Annotated in this window: 20 protein-coding genes, 1 tRNA gene and 1 pseudogene; 10 read left to right on the top strand and 12 right to left on the bottom strand. The window is 35.4% G+C overall.

The genetic code is table 11. The annotated features are described in order from the left end of the window. Positions 1 to 126: 126 nt before the first annotated feature. From J7R07_RS05630 to J7R07_RS08600, 5 genes are all read right to left on the bottom strand, one after another. On the bottom strand, positions 127 to 501 hold the full coding sequence (locus J7R07_RS05630) for a hypothetical protein (RefSeq protein ID WP_208435977.1): 375 nt from the start codon (positions 499 to 501) through the stop codon (positions 127 to 129). Positions 502 to 2,034: 1,533 nt separating this feature from the next. Then, entirely contained in the window at positions 2,035 to 2,169 is a 135-nt protein-coding gene (locus J7R07_RS08520; RefSeq protein WP_281384547.1) for a hypothetical protein, read from the bottom strand. A 74-nt stretch (positions 2,170 to 2,243) separates the two neighbouring features. Beyond that, the gene (locus J7R07_RS05625) at positions 2,244 to 2,468 is read right to left on the bottom strand and encodes a hypothetical protein (RefSeq protein ID WP_208435916.1); all 225 of its coding nucleotides are present in this window, start codon (positions 2,466 to 2,468) and stop codon (positions 2,244 to 2,246) included. A 24-nt stretch (positions 2,469 to 2,492) separates the two neighbouring features. After that, positions 2,493 to 2,783: a transposase gene (locus tag J7R07_RS05620; RefSeq protein WP_208435915.1), complete on the bottom strand. Its 291-nt coding sequence runs from the start codon at positions 2,781 to 2,783 to the stop codon at positions 2,493 to 2,495. After that, positions 2,767 to 3,096 (bottom strand): transposase, encoded by a 330-nt coding sequence (locus tag J7R07_RS08600; RefSeq protein WP_425489185.1) that lies wholly within the window; start codon positions 3,094 to 3,096, stop codon positions 2,767 to 2,769. Before J7R07_RS08600 ends, J7R07_RS05620 begins: the two co-directional genes overlap by 17 nt. Before the next feature lie 545 nt (positions 3,097 to 3,641). On the opposite strand from J7R07_RS08600, the gene J7R07_RS05610 reads away from it, so the two are divergent. The 4 genes and pseudogenes from J7R07_RS05610 (at position 3,642) to J7R07_RS05585 (ending at position 7,020) form a co-directional block, all read left to right on the top strand. Further along, positions 3,642 to 3,872 carry a DUF6471 domain-containing protein gene (locus tag J7R07_RS05610; RefSeq protein WP_208435913.1) on the top strand — a complete coding sequence of 77 codons (231 nt, stop codon included), beginning with the start codon at positions 3,642 to 3,644 and terminating at the stop codon, positions 3,870 to 3,872. Positions 3,873 to 3,926: 54 nt separating this feature from the next. Next, positions 3,927 to 5,045: pseudogene (locus J7R07_RS08400) on the top strand (adenine-specific methyltransferase EcoRI family protein). Between the two features lie 1,106 nt (positions 5,046 to 6,151). After that, positions 6,152 to 6,424 carry a hypothetical protein gene (locus J7R07_RS05590; RefSeq protein WP_208435911.1) on the top strand — a complete coding sequence of 91 codons (273 nt, stop codon included), beginning with the start codon at positions 6,152 to 6,154 and terminating at the stop codon, positions 6,422 to 6,424. A 413-nt stretch (positions 6,425 to 6,837) separates the two neighbouring features. Then, positions 6,838 to 7,020 (top strand): hypothetical protein, encoded by a 183-nt coding sequence (locus tag J7R07_RS05585; protein WP_208435910.1) that lies wholly within the window; start codon positions 6,838 to 6,840, stop codon positions 7,018 to 7,020. A 172-nt stretch (positions 7,021 to 7,192) separates the two neighbouring features. Here the strand turns inward: J7R07_RS05585 and J7R07_RS05580 are convergent, their stop codons facing one another. Together J7R07_RS05580 and ettA are read right to left on the bottom strand one after the other, a co-directional pair. After that, positions 7,193 to 8,131: an ArsR/SmtB family transcription factor gene (locus J7R07_RS05580; protein ID WP_208435909.1), complete on the bottom strand. Its 939-nt coding sequence runs from the start codon at positions 8,129 to 8,131 to the stop codon at positions 7,193 to 7,195. A 435-nt stretch (positions 8,132 to 8,566) separates the two neighbouring features. Continuing rightward, on the bottom strand, positions 8,567 to 10,216 hold the full coding sequence (gene ettA, locus J7R07_RS05575; RefSeq protein WP_208435908.1) for an energy-dependent translational throttle protein EttA: 1,650 nt from the start codon (positions 10,214 to 10,216) through the stop codon (positions 8,567 to 8,569). A gap of 164 nt (positions 10,217 to 10,380) precedes the next feature. Here ettA and J7R07_RS05570 point away from each other — a divergent pair, with 164 nt between their 5' ends. Then, positions 10,381 to 10,917, top strand: a complete 537-nt coding sequence (locus J7R07_RS05570) for a hypothetical protein (protein WP_208435907.1) — start codon at positions 10,381 to 10,383, stop codon at positions 10,915 to 10,917. 46 nt (positions 10,918 to 10,963) lie between these two features. Then, complete coding sequence (gene pncA / locus J7R07_RS05565; protein ID WP_208435906.1) at positions 10,964 to 11,572, top strand: bifunctional nicotinamidase/pyrazinamidase; 609 nt, start codon at positions 10,964 to 10,966, stop codon at positions 11,570 to 11,572. Positions 11,573 to 11,619: 47 nt separating this feature from the next. Here pncA and J7R07_RS05560 read toward each other — a convergent pair whose 3' ends face one another. Next, positions 11,620 to 12,672 carry a DUF475 domain-containing protein gene (locus tag J7R07_RS05560; protein WP_208435905.1) on the bottom strand — a complete coding sequence of 351 codons (1,053 nt, stop codon included), beginning with the start codon at positions 12,670 to 12,672 and terminating at the stop codon, positions 11,620 to 11,622. A gap of 349 nt (positions 12,673 to 13,021) precedes the next feature. Between J7R07_RS05560 and J7R07_RS05555 the strand changes: the two genes are divergently transcribed. Next, positions 13,022 to 13,561 (top strand): helix-turn-helix domain-containing protein, encoded by a 540-nt coding sequence (locus J7R07_RS05555; RefSeq protein ID WP_208435904.1) that lies wholly within the window; start codon positions 13,022 to 13,024, stop codon positions 13,559 to 13,561. Between the two features lie 405 nt (positions 13,562 to 13,966). Next, on the top strand, positions 13,967 to 14,146 hold the full coding sequence (locus J7R07_RS05550) for a YegP family protein (RefSeq protein WP_208435903.1): 180 nt from the start codon (positions 13,967 to 13,969) through the stop codon (positions 14,144 to 14,146). Positions 14,147 to 14,510: 364 nt separating this feature from the next. Here J7R07_RS05550 and J7R07_RS05545 read toward each other — a convergent pair whose 3' ends face one another. Both J7R07_RS05545 and J7R07_RS05540 read right to left on the bottom strand, forming a co-directional pair. Further along, entirely contained in the window at positions 14,511 to 14,729 is a 219-nt protein-coding gene (locus tag J7R07_RS05545) for a hypothetical protein (RefSeq protein ID WP_208435902.1), read from the bottom strand. Between the two features lie 129 nt (positions 14,730 to 14,858). Further along, entirely contained in the window at positions 14,859 to 15,173 is a 315-nt protein-coding gene (locus J7R07_RS05540; RefSeq protein WP_208435901.1) for a hypothetical protein, read from the bottom strand. Positions 15,174 to 16,283: 1,110 nt separating this feature from the next. On the opposite strand from J7R07_RS05540, the gene J7R07_RS05535 reads away from it, so the two are divergent. Beyond that, entirely contained in the window at positions 16,284 to 16,598 is a 315-nt protein-coding gene (locus J7R07_RS05535; RefSeq protein ID WP_208435900.1) for a helix-turn-helix domain-containing protein, read from the top strand. On the opposite strand, the gene J7R07_RS08395 is transcribed toward J7R07_RS05535, so the two are convergent. After that, positions 16,522 to 16,704 (bottom strand): hypothetical protein, encoded by a 183-nt coding sequence (locus tag J7R07_RS08395; RefSeq protein WP_246464862.1) that lies wholly within the window; start codon positions 16,702 to 16,704, stop codon positions 16,522 to 16,524. The genes J7R07_RS05535 and J7R07_RS08395 overlap by 77 nt on opposite strands. Before the next feature lie 1,156 nt (positions 16,705 to 17,860). Then, positions 17,861 to 17,937, bottom strand: a tRNA-Ile gene (locus J7R07_RS05530). Positions 17,938 to 18,107: 170 nt separating this feature from the next. On the opposite strand from J7R07_RS05530, the gene J7R07_RS05525 reads away from it, so the two are divergent. Beyond that, positions 18,108 to 18,845, top strand: coding sequence for an SIMPL domain-containing protein (locus J7R07_RS05525; RefSeq protein WP_208435899.1), 738 nt, complete (start codon positions 18,108 to 18,110; stop codon positions 18,843 to 18,845). Positions 18,846 to 18,851 lie beyond the last annotated feature (6 nt).

The raw sequence follows: 18,851 nt of genomic DNA, 5'->3' as shown, positions 1-18,851 counted from the left end.
CAGGAAACTTCAATGTAATATCTTTATCACTCTATGATCTCAAATAAAATGATTAGTACCCCTCCTGCACGCTTTTCAAGGTCCCCCCAAAAATGTGAAAGCGCCTTTAAAACCGTAAACGTATAATTAAAAATAAGTGTCAGCAATGGAAGGATGAGAAATCGCTTTCGATAAAATTCTCACAACAGACTCTCCAACCTTTTGAGCCTGCTCATTGCTCTGACCACTCGCGGAAGCAGCAGCAACTATATCGCGACGCACCCTCTCAATAAATTTCTTTTGTTGTTCAGGACTCAACCTAGAGAGCTGTACTATAATATCAGGAAAAGACACCGCTAATCTCTCTAAAAGCTCTCCCTCTGTAATATCAACCTGACGAGAAGAAAAAGACCGGTTAAATAAAAACTGATAAACAGAAGGATTCCGAAAAGCAAAAAGACTAACGAAAAAAACCAAAAACACAAATAGAATGAGAAAAATACGATGCCCGTAAAACCCCATCATCTTCTACCTTAGCATCCTGCACACAAAAAATTCCCCTTACAGAATTTGCTGAATTTTCAATTATCACTTCCTCACTTGAACAGCATCCTTCAAAAAAGCTTTAAAATTTCCCCTTATACAAAAAAAAACCATGAAAAAAACCTCAGTACCTAAAAATTTTTCCCCTTAGTGATACTTCATAAACTATAAATCTAGATTCCAAAAAGCCCGACTGAGGAAAACCTCAGCCAGGCCAGACAATCTAAGGGATCCACGCGGGGGGGGGGGGAGGAGGTTCCCCGATCGTCTTTCGCATCAGCCACTAAGTCAGCTGATACAATATCCTTGCTATGGAATAAAATGTTTTAAACAACAAGAAATTCTTATCATATTCCCTGCAAAAAAACAGAAAAAAATTATAAATCGTTTAAAAATGGAAAAATTTAGGCAAAAAATACTCAAAATGATCCAATTTGAAGCAATTTTATTCTATAGGCATCAATAAAGAGAATCTGTAATCATCATAATTTTCAAAATTTTTCTCAAAAAATCGCGTAACCGTGAAAGTTTTAAAATACAAATGCTTCACAAGAGCTCCCCTTATGAAAGGCGAAATGCATAAAAGCAGCGATCTACTTATTCCACAGTTATCTCCACAGGAATCGAAGCTCTAAATGTAATTTGTTTCGAATCACCCATTAATTGTAACTTAAGATAGCTACAAATTAATTGATAACCAGCAATAAATTCCAATGCGCATCATAGATAACAATCATTGCAGAGAATTTCTTCCAATCTCTACGACATAAATAACCACCCGAGGAAATGATAAAATTATAATTTCTGTATTCGAAAACTTTTATATACTGTTATTTTTTAAGAAAAGAGTAGGCTTTTTTGCTATCGATTTTTCTTAAAGGAATCACATCCCTTCTAAAGAACCATATACTATTGTATTATGCGCCCATCTCTTTGCTTTTAAAAGATCTCACCTCGCTTCTCATCCCATCTCCCAATCCTATTTGTGAAAAATAAAATAGAAGATCATGTAGAACTACCCATCTTTATACTGAGTGAAGCCACAACTCAGTCCCACATTATATTACTTGCTTCCAATATTCCGGCTATTTTTGCATCTCAACGATTTATAAGAGATATATTTATTCACTTATTCAAATGATTTTTATCCGTACACTAATTTCTCTTGTGGCATACAAACAAATAATTTTTAAAATGTAAACCAGAGGATTTAAAATAAGAAAAGACCCCTACACCTAGAATTCTCCTTTAATTTGCAAAACAATAAATTATATTTATAAACCAATATATTAACCAACAAATACTGTCTCAATACAAACTAACCATCCTAGACACCGCCTCGCTATAAGAATACCTTTCATCATACAGCCCATGCGCCCACATATTGAAGCACTAAAACTCTCTCTTTGCGCTTATTCATTCAGAAACTCACCATTGTATACCACCTGCACAAAGCTAGTTAAATGATAAAGTCGGTCATTCTGCCTATTTTTTATCTATTGCAAATTAATCCTACCGCAATATAATTTCACCCTTATTGTCCTTAGATTTTACCACAATTCCTGTCTTTTCTAACTTATAAAGTACCGACTTTACTGCCTTAACGTGCTTGTCCTTCGACAAAATGTCCATGTTATCTAGTTTCATTATCTGCCCTGTCAAATCGAATGTGGTAAAACCAGTTTTGGGATTGTTCTTAAAAATAATGAGCAAATACACCTTCAGCTTACCTTACAAAACACCCTTAATTTTGGTCTGTAGCTAAAGTTTTCAGTATCATGAGCGGTCATATTATCTTGACCGGTAGTCAAAATCAAAACATCAAGTGATTTAGCCAATATTTCGATATTATCATCCAGTAAATGCAAATGAGTCATGACTTGCTTTCGTTCATTCTCTAACCGCTTGATTTTAGTGATAATGGCACTTTGAGCATAGCTTGTCATGTTACTCCCCTATCCAACTATTAATTAAGCTACCAACCGTTCAGATTGACGATGTTTACCTTGCCAATAACCCTTAAAATCATTCGATGGTGGTATAGTTAAGTCTTTGCATAGCACATCATGTAAAATCACCTCATTGCTCATTTTGTAAGTGTCCTCATGATAAGCAATTTCATTGGCATAGTCACCGAGATAGATATTATCGATTTTTTGTACTTGGCTATAATACAGTCGCTTAAAACGGCTAAAATAGCTTTCGGCAAAGTTGTTGGTAATAACCATCATCACTGCACTACCCTTAGCTGTGATTGACATACTTGCAGTCAAAGTCAATCCGTAAATTATCATAAGATGGACGTTCTTCCGTGTGAATGGTGCTATTATGTTCGATATACGGCTTCGTAAGGTCTGATACGGTTTTGTAGTTTTTACTCAATGCCACAAAGGTATATGTTATTTTAGCCCCTAGGAGTTGTGGATTGGCTAGGATTTCACTGTAGTATAGGCAATTATGCATAACGATGATACAATGCTTATCGAGATTCTCATTGACCTTTAAATACCCCTCAACCCCATCAATCTTTTTATTTGCCTCACGCCCACTTGAGTGGCCGTAGCAACCATCCATGTGGATTTCACTATTTAGCAAAAAATCTTTTTAGGCTTGGAGTAATTCACGGATTTTATAGACTAGAATAAAAGCAGTTTTGTACTGAACATCTAGGTCTCAAGATAGCTGTAGAATTAATATACCTTTCACCGGTATTGACGTAATGGCACAAATAAAAAGAATCGTTTGCAATGGCAATTTATGGTGAGTAAAGATAGTGTTTGATGTTACATTAAAGTGATGTTTGCGATGCTTACATTACCATTTTTACGTCTGGCAATGTAATAGGCTGTATGTTGTACTTGGCATTTCGGGAAAATCACGATTTCTGTACTACTCCAACGTAATTCACACAGCATGACATGGCATTTGTCATCACTTAACCGAGCGATGGCTCGTGATGACATACTGCAAGCATGGGCTGTGTTAGTAAAAAGTGTTGGACCATAATTTAAGCCTGTTAATCATCGTTTGTGATGATTATACGCCTTATAACAAATTTTTACGATAGGTCTATAATCTTTTATAATGATTATATGTTTTAAATAGTGAGAAAATACGATATGAAACACTTAAAGAGCGATGAATGGCGAAATAAAGCCAAAGGCATTGTTAAAGCGGAAATTGTCCTTAGAAACCTTAGCTATGCTGATGTGGCAAAAAAGTTAAAAGACTTAGGTATTGAGGAAACCCCACAGAATCTTAGTAATAAGATTTCTCGTGGGGCTTTTGGGGCGGATTTTATGTTGCAAATTTTGACTGCGATTGGGTGCAATGAAATTCGTTTGATTTAACAACATTTTTTATAAACGATAGTTTTGCGTTGATCTTCGTGAGAAGGTTTTTATATGTTTAATAATGACGCACATCTTGAAAGTAAAAATAGTGGCTTATCTAAAGCCAAAAATGCTAAAAAGGACGAATTTTACACACAATACAACGATATTGAAAAGGAAATGCAAGCCTACCTTGATTATGACGCTAACGTCTTTCGAGGTCAAATTGTCTTTCTACCATGTGACGATCCCGATTGGAGCAACTTTACCAAGTATTTCGCTCAAAATTTTGAACGATTTGGCTTAAAAAAACTCATTAGCACCAGTTACGCACATACCAGTAAAGATTTACAAACTGATTATCAGCCATCTTTATTTTAAACTCAAAACCCGAATTATGACAAAGACAAATCGGTAAAACAGGGTAAAATATTCATCCTTGATCAAGACAGTAACCATGACGGCAAAGTCTATATTAAGGATTTGCAATGGCATTACCTTAATGGCACAGGGGATTTTAAAACAGATGAAATCAAAGCCTTACGAGATGAAGCGGATATGATTATCATTAATCCACCCTTTTCGCTATTTCGTGAGTTTTTGGCATGGATAGTGGAAGTAGATAAACCATTTTCCATTATTGGAAATATGAACGCCATTACTTGTAAAGACATATTTTCGCTCATTAAAAATAATGAAGCAGGGTTAGGTGCAACTATTAATAGTGGTGATAGAGAGTTTAGAGTGCCTGAAAGCTACTCACTTGAAGCGGCAGGTTTCAGAATTGATGACGAGGGGAATAAATATATTCGCGTAAAAGGCATTCGTTGGTTTACAAATATCGACCATGGTAGACGACATCAACCCTTGCAACTGATGACAATGGCAGAAAATCTTAAATTTAATAAGAAAATTTAAGGAAAAAATGCTTATCAAAAATACGATAATTACAACGCCATTGAGATACCCGTAACTATCGCTACACCAAGCGATTATAAAGGTATTATGGGTGTGCCTATTAGCTTTTTAGACAAACACAACCCTGAACAATTTAAAATTATTGATATGGATTTAGATGTCAAAAATGGATTATTAAGTAATTTAGCTGTTGCCGATTGGAATGGTAAGCTAGACCGTGCTTATATTAAGGGTAATCGAATGTACTCACGAATCCTCATACAAGCAGAATAATGAGAGTGCTTAATTGTATATTGAATATATAGATTATAATGATGGGAAAATGCTATTTGACAATAATCACACGATCCAATGTAATTATTTCAAGAATCTACCATTTAGAGTGCAGCGTATTGTGTTTACACCTGATAATCAAAATCCTCAAAATATCGTTGAAATCGTAAAAAAGCATTTAAGCAATATAAATTTTAATTCCGCTAATTCGTCAGGTGATACAAAAAACTGAAGAGAAATTCAGTTAAAAGGCTTGTGTAGCCTTATTACTAAGCAATTATACTTTACTATGCTATGCTTAATCGCTACAATATAAGTAAAAATGTTTCTATACAAATAGATAGTTCAAATAATTCTATCGATCAAGTTGATATAAAGATTATCAAAAGATGGAAAAACCAATCAGATAGTGAACATCAAGCCGTAAAAACAGTAAAGATACGCTCCTCTTTTCCATTTAAACCGATAGCAGAGGATATACTAAAAGATTTTGATATATTAGTACGTATACTAACCATGTTAAAATTATAGAAATGGATAAAGATTTTTATTTGCGTTTTCTTTTTAGTCTTAATTACAGTAACGGACAGTTCGTTAAAAATAATAAAGGTAGTATAGATTACAGTGCTTCTAAAGTTAATTTTTTAAGTGAACAATATTTTGTCTGATAATTTATTTTTGAAACGAGATTTGGCTGTCTATTTTGTCGGTGGAGCTACCAAAGAAATGATGCTTGATGACACGATATCATATTATAGTTCTATGTAGTCAAATAATTTCAATAAGTCTAACACCGCAAAATAGCGAAAATTTAAAATTAAAAATGCCTTTGATTGTATTTCTATAATTCAACTAATGTTAAACGTTGTCGCTGATGAAGCATCTGAAGGGAAATAATAAGGATAATTTACGAAAACCACGTTTAAGACCCATACCATTGCCGATATCTGTCATGGATTTACCTACAACGAATTTGAAGGTAAAGGTTTATTTTGCTTATCAGGCAAACTTACCATTCAAACTGAATACCAAGCAATTATATCTACGCTGATGGTCAACGTGATGTTACCATTGTTGAATCTATCCTAAAAGGCTACCCATGGGGCTTGTCGTATTTTAACCAAACAGGGAATGGTATTTATGAGGTATTAAACGAACAGCAACACATTACCAGTATCGGGCGATTTGTTGGCAACAAATTTGCCATCATGGATAACAATAAGACCCCGCAATATTTCAACTTACTACCACCTGAACAGCAAGCTTCGATTAATAAAACCAATCTTTTAGTATATGTGTGTAATGGTGAAGAAATCGAAATTAAAAACTGGTTTAAAACCATCATGCAGGCGTATCACTCAATGAACAAGAATTATTAACGCTGTCTATTCAGGAAAATTTTTAGCCCTAGCGAAAGCCGAATTTAGCAACAAAACGGCATCATATTAACAAATGGGCGAGCTATGTGCGAGGGTCAGCTTTACGCCAAGACTCTTCAGCCACCGCCCTTGAATGGGGCAGCCGTAACGATGCAGGTGGCGGTATGAGTCATCGCTGTAGTAATGACAACATCAGCGGATGAAAAGCCTATTTTAATACCGTAATTGACTGGGTATCACGGATTTTTACTACTGTTGAGAAAAAAATGCAGGGGTTATAATGGGGGCGACTATATGAAACCTACAAATCTAAACCTTACAATCTGCAAACCATTAGTGAGCAAGTAAAAACCCTATATGCAGACCCTTATGTCAAAAACTGTAAAGAAATTTTGAATATGTATTAAGGCGATATGATGGATAAAAAATTACTCGATGTAAGAGCATTTAATGAAGCTATCAAAAAATCAACCTATGTCAAACAAACCGCCAATGCCGAAGTGAATGGTATTTCAAACTGCCCGCTATATGCAATCAGTGACAATGCCAATAAAATAAAATTTGGAAACTTGCCGACATGGATACAGATCATGTGACCGCTTGGAGTAAAGGGGAAGCAACCAACAGGGCTAATTGTGAAATGTTACGTAAAACTCATAATAGAGCTAAGGTAATAAATAACACAAATCACTAATAAACATTGGTTTTATACAAGTGCTACATAATGACTCAGAAAAGACAGAGAAGGAAATACGTTAACAAATATGATTATGCAAAATCTACTTTTTTATCTTTAATATCATCTATCAATAGACGCGGATCACGTGCAAACCAAATTGTCACCACTAGATCCTCATTATTTTTCTTTTGCATAGGAGCAAGACAAATTGTCTGTTCTAGAACAAGCCCTGCATTTTTAACCCATTGTTCTATTTGTGAATCTGAAAACCCAAGATGCATATGCGTATGGTTAGAATGTAAAGAATCAACTTCATGTGCAACAAAATCTACAATCAGCAAACACCCATGAGGACGCAAAATACGAGCCACCTCATAAAGAGCCATCTCAGGATCCTCGAGAAAATGTAAAGCCCAATGAAAAAGGATCAAATCGAAAGTTGTATCTCCAACAGAGAGATGCAAAATATTGCTATCGAGTATAACTTCAACCGCATATCTATAAAAATCTGAAAACAATTTTAAGATAGAACTTTTATCTATACTAACACTCAGCATAGTCTCAAATGGTTTATCACCAATAATTTCGAGTAAAGCGTTTTCCACCACGTGATCTGCAATATACGATAACCGTAATGCATCCCATTGCGCTGTATTTTGTAAAAAACTCTCTCTCCTCATTTTTTGGTGTTGTTTTTTAACATCCATCAAACATGCCAAATCATACGCTAATATCACATCATGCTTTGGCAAAGCTGAAACAACAGCTATGATAATGTCTTTACAACAACAGCTATGACAAAACTTAAAATAAGTCTCTCCCCCTTTCTGATAACATGTAATCAACCATGCCTCATACAATAAACGTAAATGCCGCGAAACACACGATTGCGACTGACCAAGGATAAAAGTAAAATCAGAAATCCTTAAATCTTCGCGACACAACAGCGCTAGAATACGCAAACGATTTTCTTCTGCTATCGTTTTCAGCAGCTCAATCGTTGCATCCAAACTTACTAGTTTTTTCATCAATACTCCCTAACTCAGCTAAATACCTATTCTCATGAAGAGAAAATCAAAAAGAAGGCATAGAGTTGCATGACTGCTATTCTTATTGTTTTCTGATAATATGAAAACAAGCAATTTCTGAGAAACAAACACCTCCCCCCTCCCCCACTATTTTTCCCAATCATAATGAAGAGTCTTGTATTGCAAACGCAAAACTGCCTATGAAAACTTAGAGCTTTCCATTGTACTAACTTGATGATGAATAAGTATTTAGACGATTCAACAGAATATAAAATATGATAACATATCACGTGAAAGAAATAATCAGAATTCTATATTCTATTTTACCTAAGAACGGTAAAAAATTTACAATATATCGCACATACTCTCTATTTAAAAATGCAGATAACACCAACCACCCTTCTCTGAGATAGAGTTCGAATGAAATAAGAAATTTTAGCGTGTAAGTGGCTTATAATTTACACGCTTCAGATTGAGAGAATCAGCACCAAAACGACGGATTTTATCAGCCTCATATTCAGCAAAATTACCTTCAAACCATTCGACATGCCCATCACCTTCAAAAGCCAAAATATGCGTTGCCAATCGATCAAGAAACATACGATCGTGCGATATAATAACTGCACAACCAGCAAAATTTTCCAATGCATCTTCCAATGCACCGAGTGTTTCAGTATCAAGGTCATTTGTTGGTTCATCAAGGAGAAGAACATTGCCTCCTTCCTTTAAAAGTTTAGCCAAATGTACACGATTACGCTGGCCTCCTGATAAATTTGCAACCTTTTGCTGTTGATCTGTACCCTTGAAATTAAACGCACCGCAATAGGCGCGACTATTCATTTCATATTTACCTAATTTAATAATGTCATTTCCACCAGAAATCTCTTCCCAAACCGTCTTATCGCCCGCCAACGAATCGCGACTTTGATCAACATAACTCAAATGCACTGTTTCCCCGATGCGTATGTGGCCTGAATCCGGCCGTTCCTGCCCCGTCAACATTTTAAACAAAGTAGACTTTCCCATACCATTAGCACCAATGACTCCTACAATGCCACCAGCAGGAAGCTTAAAAGAGAGACTATCAATTAACACACGCTCACCATATGCCTTAGAGAGATTATCAACTTCAATGACAACCTGCCCCAATCTTTCTCCAATAGGAATAATGATTTGCGCTTCTCCAGGACGACGCTCACGTGCAGCCTGAACTAACTCATCATAAGCTTTAATCCGAGCCTTTGATTTTGCTTGCCGCCCTTTTGGGCTAGAAGCTATCCATTCTTGCTCACGTGACAATGCACGCTGACGAGCAGCCTCTTCGCGACCTTCCTGAGCCAAACGTTTCGCTTTTGCCCCCAAATAGGCAGAATAATTTCCCTCATAAGGAATACCTTTACCGCGATCTATTTCTAGAATCCAACCCGTTACATTATCGAGAAAATAACGATCATGCGTTACCAAAAGCACTGCACCTGGATATTCACGCAAATGCCTTTCAAGCCACGCTGTCGTTTCGGCATCTAAATGGTTTGTTGGTTCATCCAAAAGCAATAAATCAGGTTTTGATAAAAGTAATTTACAGAGTGCAATACGCCGCTTCTCGCCCCCTGAAAGCTTCATTACATTCTCGTTGGCTGGTGGACAACCAAGAGCAGCCATAGCCATTTCCACTTGACTTTCTAAATCCCAAAGATTCTGGCTGTCGATAATATCTTGAAGACGTGCGCTTTCATCAGCTGTTTCTTCACTATAATTCATCATTAACGCGTTATAACGTTCAACAATGGCCTGTTTATCGGCAACACCTTCCATCACATTGCCCTGCACATCTTTATTTGTATCAAGAATAGGCTCTTGTGGAAGATAGCCACAACGTGCTCCTTCAGAAAGCCATGCTTCTCCCGTATATTCCTTATCGAGCCCAGCCATAATACGTAAAATGGTTGACTTACCTGCACCATTCGGCCCTAAAATACCGATCTTTGCATCTGGATAAAAAGACAGATGGATATTTTCCAAAATTTTCTTATTGCCGTAAGCCTTGTTAAGCCCAGCCATATGATAGATAAATTGACGTGCCATGAATTTCTCTTTATATTTGTGCGATACTAAAGGTTAGGACTTTTAGAAGAGTGCTTTTGTTTTCTTTTCACTATGCGGTACAGAGCACTCACGTTACATCAAAAGCTTCTCACTGTAATATTGATACATTTCTTCTAATCTCACAAGCCCTACTAAGGTTCTTAATGAAAAAAAACGCTCCTTCAAAGAATAAAGAGAAATTTTTTTTAGCTATACCTGAAACCTACTATCAAACATTGCCTCTCTTTTCCGTATCGGATACAATATTATGCTTTTACCGTATTAAGCCAACTTATCAATGTAATATGGTAACATCAAGAAAACCAATTCTCTATGCTCCTTCTTGCTTTGCTTTATGGGCTTTACATTACGCAGTAAAAAATCCTTCCCTTTTTTCATCAATTTTATGCCATGGAAAACAATGGACTTCACCCCTTGCATTAATGTGGCTCAAGCTGCGTTTAGAAAATGACCGCCGCCGTATGGGATCTGATGTTCCAAGCTTGATAATCATGAAAGCGTTACACCAACATGTAGCAATGAGTGACTACAGTGCACTTCCCATTGGGAAATGGTTGCAATTCGTAAAAAACTATAAGGCAAATCGTAAAAACTTATCTATTCCTCTTTTTTGGCTTGATAATTACAACGATAATACCAATATCCACCAGATTATCTCAGAACTTCAAGAGAAAATATAGCTTCTTAAAGGTATCATAAAAGTAAGTCTCCTACAGGAATATATTTATGGAAAAAAAAGCTTTAATCGTCATTGATGTTCAAAATGACTTTTTACCAGGTGGAGCACTTGCAGTACCACAAAGTGATATCATTTTACCCGTTGTCAATAATCTCATAGACCATTTTGATCATGTCATTTTAACCCAAGATTGGCACCCCCAAAATCACTGCAGCTTTGCTTCTTCCTACCTTGATAAAAAGCCCTATGATACTGTCGATCTTGACTATGGTTCGCAAATACTGTGGCCTGATCACTGCATACAAGGAACAAAAGGAGCGGAACTTCACACATCTCTCAAAGTTGAAAAGGCACAACTTATCCTTCGAAAAGGTTATAATAAAAAAATTGATAGTTATTCTGCCTTTTTTGAAAATGACCAAAAAACACCAACAGGCTTACAAGTTTACCTCAAAGAACATGGTTTCACAAAACTAGCCATGTGTGGCTTAGCAACAGATTTTTGTGTCGGATTTTCTGCACTTCATGCCATACAATGCGGCTTTAAAGTCAGTGTTTCATTAAACGCCTGTGCTGGTATTGATCTAAACGGATCTCTTAACACAATGCTTAAAACTATGAATGAATCTGGTATAGAACTCCTCATGGCTTCTTAGAATATCTTTTTCCATCCTGCTATTATAGCACATAAGAAATTTTTAATTTACTTAGGTACAATATGTTCATCGAAGTGATGGCGGTTAAAACGAAGAGAAGAATAAAATGCCATGCCAATAATACACACACCCACTAATCCTGTGAGGACTTCAGGAACTGATATGATAGTTTGCAGATACATAATCACTGCCAGCACCAAAATAGCATAAAAAGCACCATGCTCTAGATAACGATAATGCAACAATACCCCTGATTCGACCAACATAATCGTTATAGAGCGAACATAAAACGCCCCTATACCAAGACCAATTGCGATAACGAAAAGGTTGTGTGAAAAGGCAAAAGCACCAACAACCCCATCGAAAGAAAAACTAGCATCTAGAATTTCTAAATAAAGAAAGGCACCAGCCCCTCCTTTAGCGACTGTAATGAGAGACGTTTTGGGAGCATCCAAAAGTGAACTGATTGCTTCGACTCCTATAAATGTCAAAAGCCCATAAAGAGCAGCAAGTAAAAAAGTTATTTTCTCTTCTGTTGCGATCTGTCCTGAAAAGAGTAGTATCAAAGTCACAACGATTGCGATATCAATGCCAATAAGAGCACCAAACTTCTGAGCAATTTTTTCTATAAAAGTAAACCAATGCACCTCTTTTTCAGGATCAAAAAAATATTTCAAACCAACCATCATAAGGAAAGTTCCTCCGAAAGCCGCAATCCCCACATGCGCATCTGTTAAGCTTGCAGCATATTGATGTGGTTCCCATATAGCTAATTTTACTGCAGCAATTGGATTAATCCCAACCGCAACAGTAACTACCAACAACGGAAAAACAATCCGCATCCCAAATACGGCCACTAAAATACCCCATACTAGAAAACGACGGCGCCATAATGGATCCATTTTCCCAAGAATACGAGCATTGATAATAGAATTATCAAAAGATAAAGAAATTTCTAAAATTCCTAAAACACAGCAAACAAAAAAGTATTTTAAAAAACCAGTAACACTTCTCGTTTCAAACCAACCAATAGCCCCCCCTATTAAGATGCCTACAACTGTGAAAAAAAAAGCCCACCTAAAATAGCCTAATAGGGCCATATTCATTCCTCAAAAATTATTTTTTTCATTTACCTGCAGTGCGAATCAAAAGATTACATCTATTAATGCAAAAACAGAAAAGATATACGCGACCCCTCCATATGGAAATTTCTGCAGAAAAAACAAGAAAAGAATCAGAAATTATACCATTTTATCTGAAATGAATACCAACCTTAAACAATATGCAATATAATAAATTTAAAATAGCTTCCTATCCACTAAAATTAAAAAAATAAAGAGAAATAAAAATATAAATTAAATATTGACATTATATCATGAGGCATTAATACATAGTGTGCCTTTATCGGTCAAAATCTATACCATGATGATTTACTGAGGGAGATAATTCGTGGCACGTCCTGAAACTGAATCAAAAACTATATTTGGAAAACGTTTACGTTATGTACGCCTTGCTTTAGGGGATCCATCGCGTGAAACGCTCGCTAAAAGTTTTAGCATGACAAAAAACTCTATTGCTTTTTATGAGCGTGGAGAAAGGGAACCTAATCTTAGTGTCTTACAAACATATCGCACGTTGTACGGTGTCAATATTAATTGGCTTTTAACGGGACAGGGAAAAATGTTCGACACTGAATATACTAAAGGTGACTTTGATTGGAACTATTTTATAAAAAAAATTGAAGGTCTTGAAGAGATTCTTGCCAGCGGTGATAATAGTGAAAAACTAAATCAAGAAAAAATTGATAGCTCTTATGAAAAGTTGCAGCAATATTTGTCAAAACAAGGTTTCTCTAATAACTTTAGCTCGAAAGCTGCAACCTCTTTGATTGATATGAAAGCGAAAATGGCTAATTCTTACACTCTTAGCTTGTTCATTGATCTACTTATTCGCAGCATATCGCAAAAAGAGATTATAGCTAATCAATAGACATCCTTATCACAAAGGATGAAAAAAGAGATGCAAGTTTTATCAGCATGAAAAAAGGTTTCTTACTTTTTTCATGCTGGTGGGATTTGGTGTATCATGTAAAGTTTACTCTTATAGTAAAAGAATTGAACATATCAGATAATAGAAATGAAAAGAAATTTTCTCACTATAAATGTGGTTAAATTTTAAAAATGTATTTTGTAGTATAAAATGCCTATTTATACCTTATTGACAATAAATATTTTCCTGTTACAAAGGTATAGTTCTCATAGAAATTATTGTTTAACAACAAAAATTTAAGGGAAGTGCATTGACTACTTATTATAGAGACATACCTTAATGCTCATAGTCAGAGTGTTTGAATATTTATCCTGCAATTATTGACTACTTTATGAGGTGGGAAGTATGTATTTTGAGGTATTTCGGGGTGTTCACAATCAATGGTACTGGCGTTTAATCTCAGGAGATGAACAAAAAATTGCTTTTTCTAGTAAGGGTTATCCAACGAAACAAGATATCCTGATAAATATTGAGCAGATAAAAGAAACTACGTGTAAAGCCCTCGTTAGGGAATTGTGTTCTTAGTGCTTCTTACCATTAAGGTAAAAATTTCACTTTGTATATTTGTAATAGAGCATCGTGTTTTTATGGTGAACAGTAAAACGACTGATTTTCTTCTAATGGGAGCATGATTTTTGTATGGTTCTCAACCATACAAAAATAATTCAGATAAAGCTCTTTGTGTATGCTGTAGCCTGTATCCGGAATAACAGTCGAATTGTTGTTGAATGGACAATTAAACTCCCCCCTCATCTTGTATCTGTCCCGTACAAGTAATGAACGTAACAGAGTACACATAGATCATAATTGTGAATATGATTGTTCTAACAAATAATTAATATCTTCTGCGTACACCCTTCTCTTCCTATCTTTTTGACCGCTTCATCTTCTAAAGAACAGGAGGCTTTTTTCTTGCCACTGCTATGCCAGCTTGTTGAGAGCATTCTATTATAATATATTTCATTATCCAAATGAACAGACCAACCTCAATATTGTTTGCAGCAACACGTACATCACCACAAACAGTCATATTTTCATAAACGATTGCAGAATCATATATGTGTATTCTTAATAACCTTAGTATATCTATAAACCAGTGCATCGCCATAAAAATTTTTACGTTGCCACCAACGATTACTTTCGATAAATTTAAGTATTATCCAAAAACATAATTGCATTACCAACCCAAATTACTAAAACTTTTTGATACACAAATCCGATGCAAAATGTGAGTAAATTACCTTTTCACATCATTTTTAGATTTAATTTCTTCTTGATGTTGCTTAATAATTCCTTCGTGTTGCTTAATTTGTTTTTTTAGTTTTTCAATTGCTTGATCACGTCTTTTAATGACCATACTCTGATCTCTGATTGCCCTATCTCGTTCTTCAGTCATCTTCATAGAATCCCTTAAGAAATCATGCTTTATCTTTCTTGCCTCTTCTTTAAGAATTTTAACCTGATCACGATAATAAAAAGCAAACCGAAATGTAATACCACTCAAAAGCACAATAATAATCATAACTCCTAATAAAACTTCATTTACACTCATTTTTATCTCCTTGGATTGTCGTTATATTGATCATCTCGACCAATTTATTTTGTTTACCCCTCCTTAAAAAAAGAATACCAAAAACTGCATATACCAAGTGTAACAAGTCACACTTAATCTTATTTTTCCCATAAAATACTCTAATAAATGACGTAAAATAATCCCATGAAAGTTACCTAAATCCATACTCTCACGCCAACTATTTACCCTGTTTTTATTTATACAAAACGTAAAAACACAAATAATTTCAGACAACGCTAACGGTGCAATGGGCTCCCCACACACCACCCCTGCATTGTTTTTGTTTCCTCTTTTGTACTCTGTAGAATGCAGTTAACTATGCGAATTTCTGTGTCATTGCGAAAATCTCCACAGTTATAAATCTCAGGCATGGCCGTAAACATGCACATTGTCAGAAACAAGCAATATACAATATATCTGTGCACTGTTATAAATAGTGCTACCATTACAAACACGAGCACTATTATAAATCATAGTATCTAATAAAAGCACATCCACCTTTGATAAAGCATTGACTGCTTATACGATATTTTCCCCAACAATTACCTTCATAACGAAGAGTACTTCTACACTCTATAAAATTACCAAAAGTACTTTTTTTGATATTTTCAAAGTCTCTTAACACACGCATGCTATATATCATCTGACAGTAACTGATCTATTAAAACCAAAAAATAGTACTCCACGCTCATGAATTTACATTTTTTACAATCATGACTCTTTTCTTAAGGCTGCAAAATTCCATCCGCGCACAACCTTAACGCAGAAATTCCTTACAAATGACAATGTTAGGGTATATCTTGATTTATAGTGATGCTATGTATATTATCGGTAGTATTTCATGAACACACCAAGCGTATTTCCATCCCGGGTCATACGCACCTATCCTGTCACAATCGTGGAACTAAATAACCATTTTGTATTGATTCGAATCTGAAAGTGCATGGGGAAATTTTTGTCATTGTTAAAACAACTCTCTATCACCCACAGGCGAAAAGCTACACACGGATATTTTACGCTCCTTGTATATCTATTCCAGATTCGCAGTGTAATATTAACGCTATAGCGTAAATGTGTAAAGGTCTAAAAATGAAAAAGACTGAAAAAGATTGGTTCCAACGCTTAATTGAATTGATAAAAAGCGATGGACGCACAATGATTGAAATAAGCAAAGCTGCAGGCTGCGGGCAAAACTACGTACAACAAATGATAAATGGAGGAAAAAGGCCCTCTGTAGATAAATTGATGGCTATTCTTAACATACTTGGAAATGCTAGTGCTATATATGTAATAACTGGTTTTAATATTTCCGACGAAGATTTAAAACTCATTGCTTTGATTTCATCTGGAGATAAAAAGAAGATTGAGGCTTTAAGTGTTCTATTGACTGAGCAGCAGTTGTAAAGTTTTCTACTATTTTCAATATCTCTTGCTTTTGAGCCGTCGACAAAGCCTCCCATTTCACGATAATATCAGATAAAGCTGCCTCAAATTTTTCATTATTACTCATAGCTATATTCCATGTAGTCAAACTGTATAACGTTAAAGCGTTCATACATACCACATACCTTAGAAAAAAATATTTGCAATAGGTAGTATGGAAGCAATTATGTACAAACTGGTCTCATACAATCAGATAGGATTCTGTTAATTGTGTACTATAGTGAAACAAAAAACATCGCGCGGTCCGAACTTTTTTATAAAAAATTGGCATCACCACTTTTATCAAAAACGCTCATAATACGACTCATATCTTGCGAACCAAACCAACAACTAACTACCAACAACTAATTAATGTGAAGACATCTCTGAAGACGTTGCCAGCCTCTATGTGAGAAAATACGAAAAAGCCTATTTTAAACACTATCGCAAAGCAAATATATTACAATGCGATATGTATAGTTCTTATGAACAACAGCACTGCTTAGAACTCTGTGACACGCCTTTCAAAAAGACCACCCTCCCCCTGAAAGTACCCTCGAAATACCAACATAGAGATCCATCGTGAAAGAGGTAAGGATACTCAAAAATATACAACGGGTCAAGCTCTAATGATACCCGTAGACAAATTGTACAAGCATTTACAAAAAGCACAGCCGCTCTTCAGCTCGAAAAAAACAGGGACAAATGTCATTATTTTTTTCCCAACGATATACATAAACGTTTGTAGACTATTTTTTATATAGACTTAAAGTACTATAATTGAGTCAAAATGACACAGCTCTGAGAATCCGAAAAAATTTAATAGATAATATTATTTGTTCAAAAATAAAAAACAACTGATCAAAATAAAATTTTTTTTCCAATTTTGCCTGAACACGCAAAGATCTAAAACTAGTCATATCAGGATAAAATATCTTTGCAAAAAAAATGTCAATAAACATACAAAGGAATTTTTTGCACCCTTTGTAAAAAATATAATACACCAGAAATCCGAAAACCAGCACTAGAACTGAAAAAACAGGTAGCAATACCCACCAGCCAATGCAAATACTATAATATCACAAATAAAAACAAAATCTTGGCTTTTCTGAAGACAACATAACACCTCCCGACATTAAATAGCTGACAAAAAACCACACACAACAGAACATTCAAGACAAATAGAAAAACAAACCAAAAAACACAGAAGCTAGAATCTTCTATATAACCTATTTATTTTATAATGGTGGGCCCGGAGGGACTCGAACCCCCAACCAAGCGGTTATGAGCCGCTGGCTCTAACCAATTGAGCTACAGGCCCCACACAGGTTGCTTCTCTCTAAACTAAAATGCTCCACGATACAAGAGCTTACCTAAATGATAATCCATCTTTTTTTCTTTTCTATTGGTTTTTTTTTCAATACTCTAATTTCTTTACAAGAACTCCTAGAAATGAGAAGGTAGTAAATTGCTAAATATAAAGGAATAGATATGATAAAGATAGTTTTCCATTCGTTGAATCACTATAGAATCAAAATAGCGATGGTGATACTCACACTACTCGTTAGTTCACTCCCCCTACATGCCGAAGCAAACAAAATGAAAAATGCAACGATTACAGTTACTGCAACTGGCGAAAGTCAAGCAGAACCAGATATGGCAATTATCAATCTCGCCGTTGTTACAGAGGACAAAACTGCGCAAAAAGCATTAGCAGCAAATAATGAATCTATGAATGATATCGTAAATGCTTTTAAGAACAATGGCATACAGGCAAATGATTTACAAACATCAGGCTTATCCATTTATCAATCTGCCCCAGATAAACATCATGAAAAAAGGAATAATGAAAAATTTTATCATGTTTCAAATTCTTTAACAGTGCGTATCCGTGATCTCTCCAATGCTGGTAAAATATTCGATCAAGCAATGGCGCTTGGTGTTAACTCAATCAATGGCATTACCTTTACCAACGCCGATACAAAACCATTTTATCAAGAAGCACGGAAAAAAGCTATTGCTGAAGCCATTGAAAAGGCTGAAACTATAGCACAAGCAGCAAATTTAAAATTAGGAAACATTATTGAAATCAATGAAAATAATGATAACTATTATCCAGGACCCCGCCTTATGAGCAAAGCGGCACCTGCAAGTTATGCTGATACAAATTTTTCAGGGGGTGAGTTGGGCTATAGCGTCAATGTTACCGTGGTATTTGCTATAAATTAAAGTCAA

The organism is Bartonella phoceensis, assembly GCF_902825145.1.
Taxonomy (GTDB): Bacteria; Pseudomonadota; Alphaproteobacteria; order Rhizobiales; family Rhizobiaceae; genus Bartonella; species Bartonella phoceensis.
This window is presented reverse-complemented; position numbering and strand designations above follow the sequence as displayed.

Bases quoted from the DNA above. Each gene is read 5' to 3' on its own strand.
- J7R07_RS05545 (WP_208435902.1), bottom strand. From the start codon at position 14,729: ATGGCGATGCACTGGTTTATAGATATACTAAGGTTATTAAGAATACAC.
- J7R07_RS05585 (WP_208435910.1), top strand. From the start codon at position 6,838: ATGATGGATAAAAAATTACTCGATGTAAGAGCATTTAATGAAGCTATC.
- J7R07_RS05610 (WP_208435913.1), top strand. From the start codon at position 3,642: ATGAAACACTTAAAGAGCGATGAATGGCGAAATAAAGCCAAAGGCATT.
- J7R07_RS05620 (WP_208435915.1), bottom strand. From the start codon at position 2,783: ATGTCAATCACAGCTAAGGGTAGTGCAGTGATGATGGTTATTACCAAC.
- J7R07_RS05560 (WP_208435905.1), bottom strand. From the start codon at position 12,672: ATGGCCCTATTAGGCTATTTTAGGTGGGCTTTTTTTTTCACAGTTGTA.
- J7R07_RS05580 (WP_208435909.1), bottom strand. From the start codon at position 8,131: ATGAAAAAACTAGTAAGTTTGGATGCAACGATTGAGCTGCTGAAAACG.
- J7R07_RS05535 (WP_208435900.1), top strand. From the start codon at position 16,284: ATGAAAAAGACTGAAAAAGATTGGTTCCAACGCTTAATTGAATTGATA.
- J7R07_RS05540 (WP_208435901.1), bottom strand. From the start codon at position 15,173: ATGAGTGTAAATGAAGTTTTATTAGGAGTTATGATTATTATTGTGCTT.
- J7R07_RS05525 (WP_208435899.1), top strand. From the start codon at position 18,108: ATGATAAAGATAGTTTTCCATTCGTTGAATCACTATAGAATCAAAATA.
- ettA (WP_208435908.1), bottom strand. From the start codon at position 10,216: ATGGCACGTCAATTTATCTATCATATGGCTGGGCTTAACAAGGCTTAC.
- J7R07_RS05625 (WP_208435916.1), bottom strand. From the start codon at position 2,468: ATGACAAGCTATGCTCAAAGTGCCATTATCACTAAAATCAAGCGGTTA.
- J7R07_RS05550 (WP_208435903.1), top strand. From the start codon at position 13,967: ATGTATTTTGAGGTATTTCGGGGTGTTCACAATCAATGGTACTGGCGT.
- J7R07_RS08395 (WP_246464862.1), bottom strand. From the start codon at position 16,704: ATGAGTAATAATGAAAAATTTGAGGCAGCTTTATCTGATATTATCGTG.
- J7R07_RS05570 (WP_208435907.1), top strand. From the start codon at position 10,381: ATGAAAAAAAACGCTCCTTCAAAGAATAAAGAGAAATTTTTTTTAGCT.
- J7R07_RS08520 (WP_281384547.1), bottom strand. From the start codon at position 2,169: ATGAAACTAGATAACATGGACATTTTGTCGAAGGACAAGCACGTTAAG.
- pncA (WP_208435906.1), top strand. From the start codon at position 10,964: ATGGAAAAAAAAGCTTTAATCGTCATTGATGTTCAAAATGACTTTTTA.
- J7R07_RS05630 (WP_208435977.1), bottom strand. From the start codon at position 501: ATGGGGTTTTACGGGCATCGTATTTTTCTCATTCTATTTGTGTTTTTG.
- J7R07_RS08600 (WP_425489185.1), bottom strand. From the start codon at position 3,096: ATGGATGGTTGCTACGGCCACTCAAGTGGGCGTGAGGCAAATAAAAAG.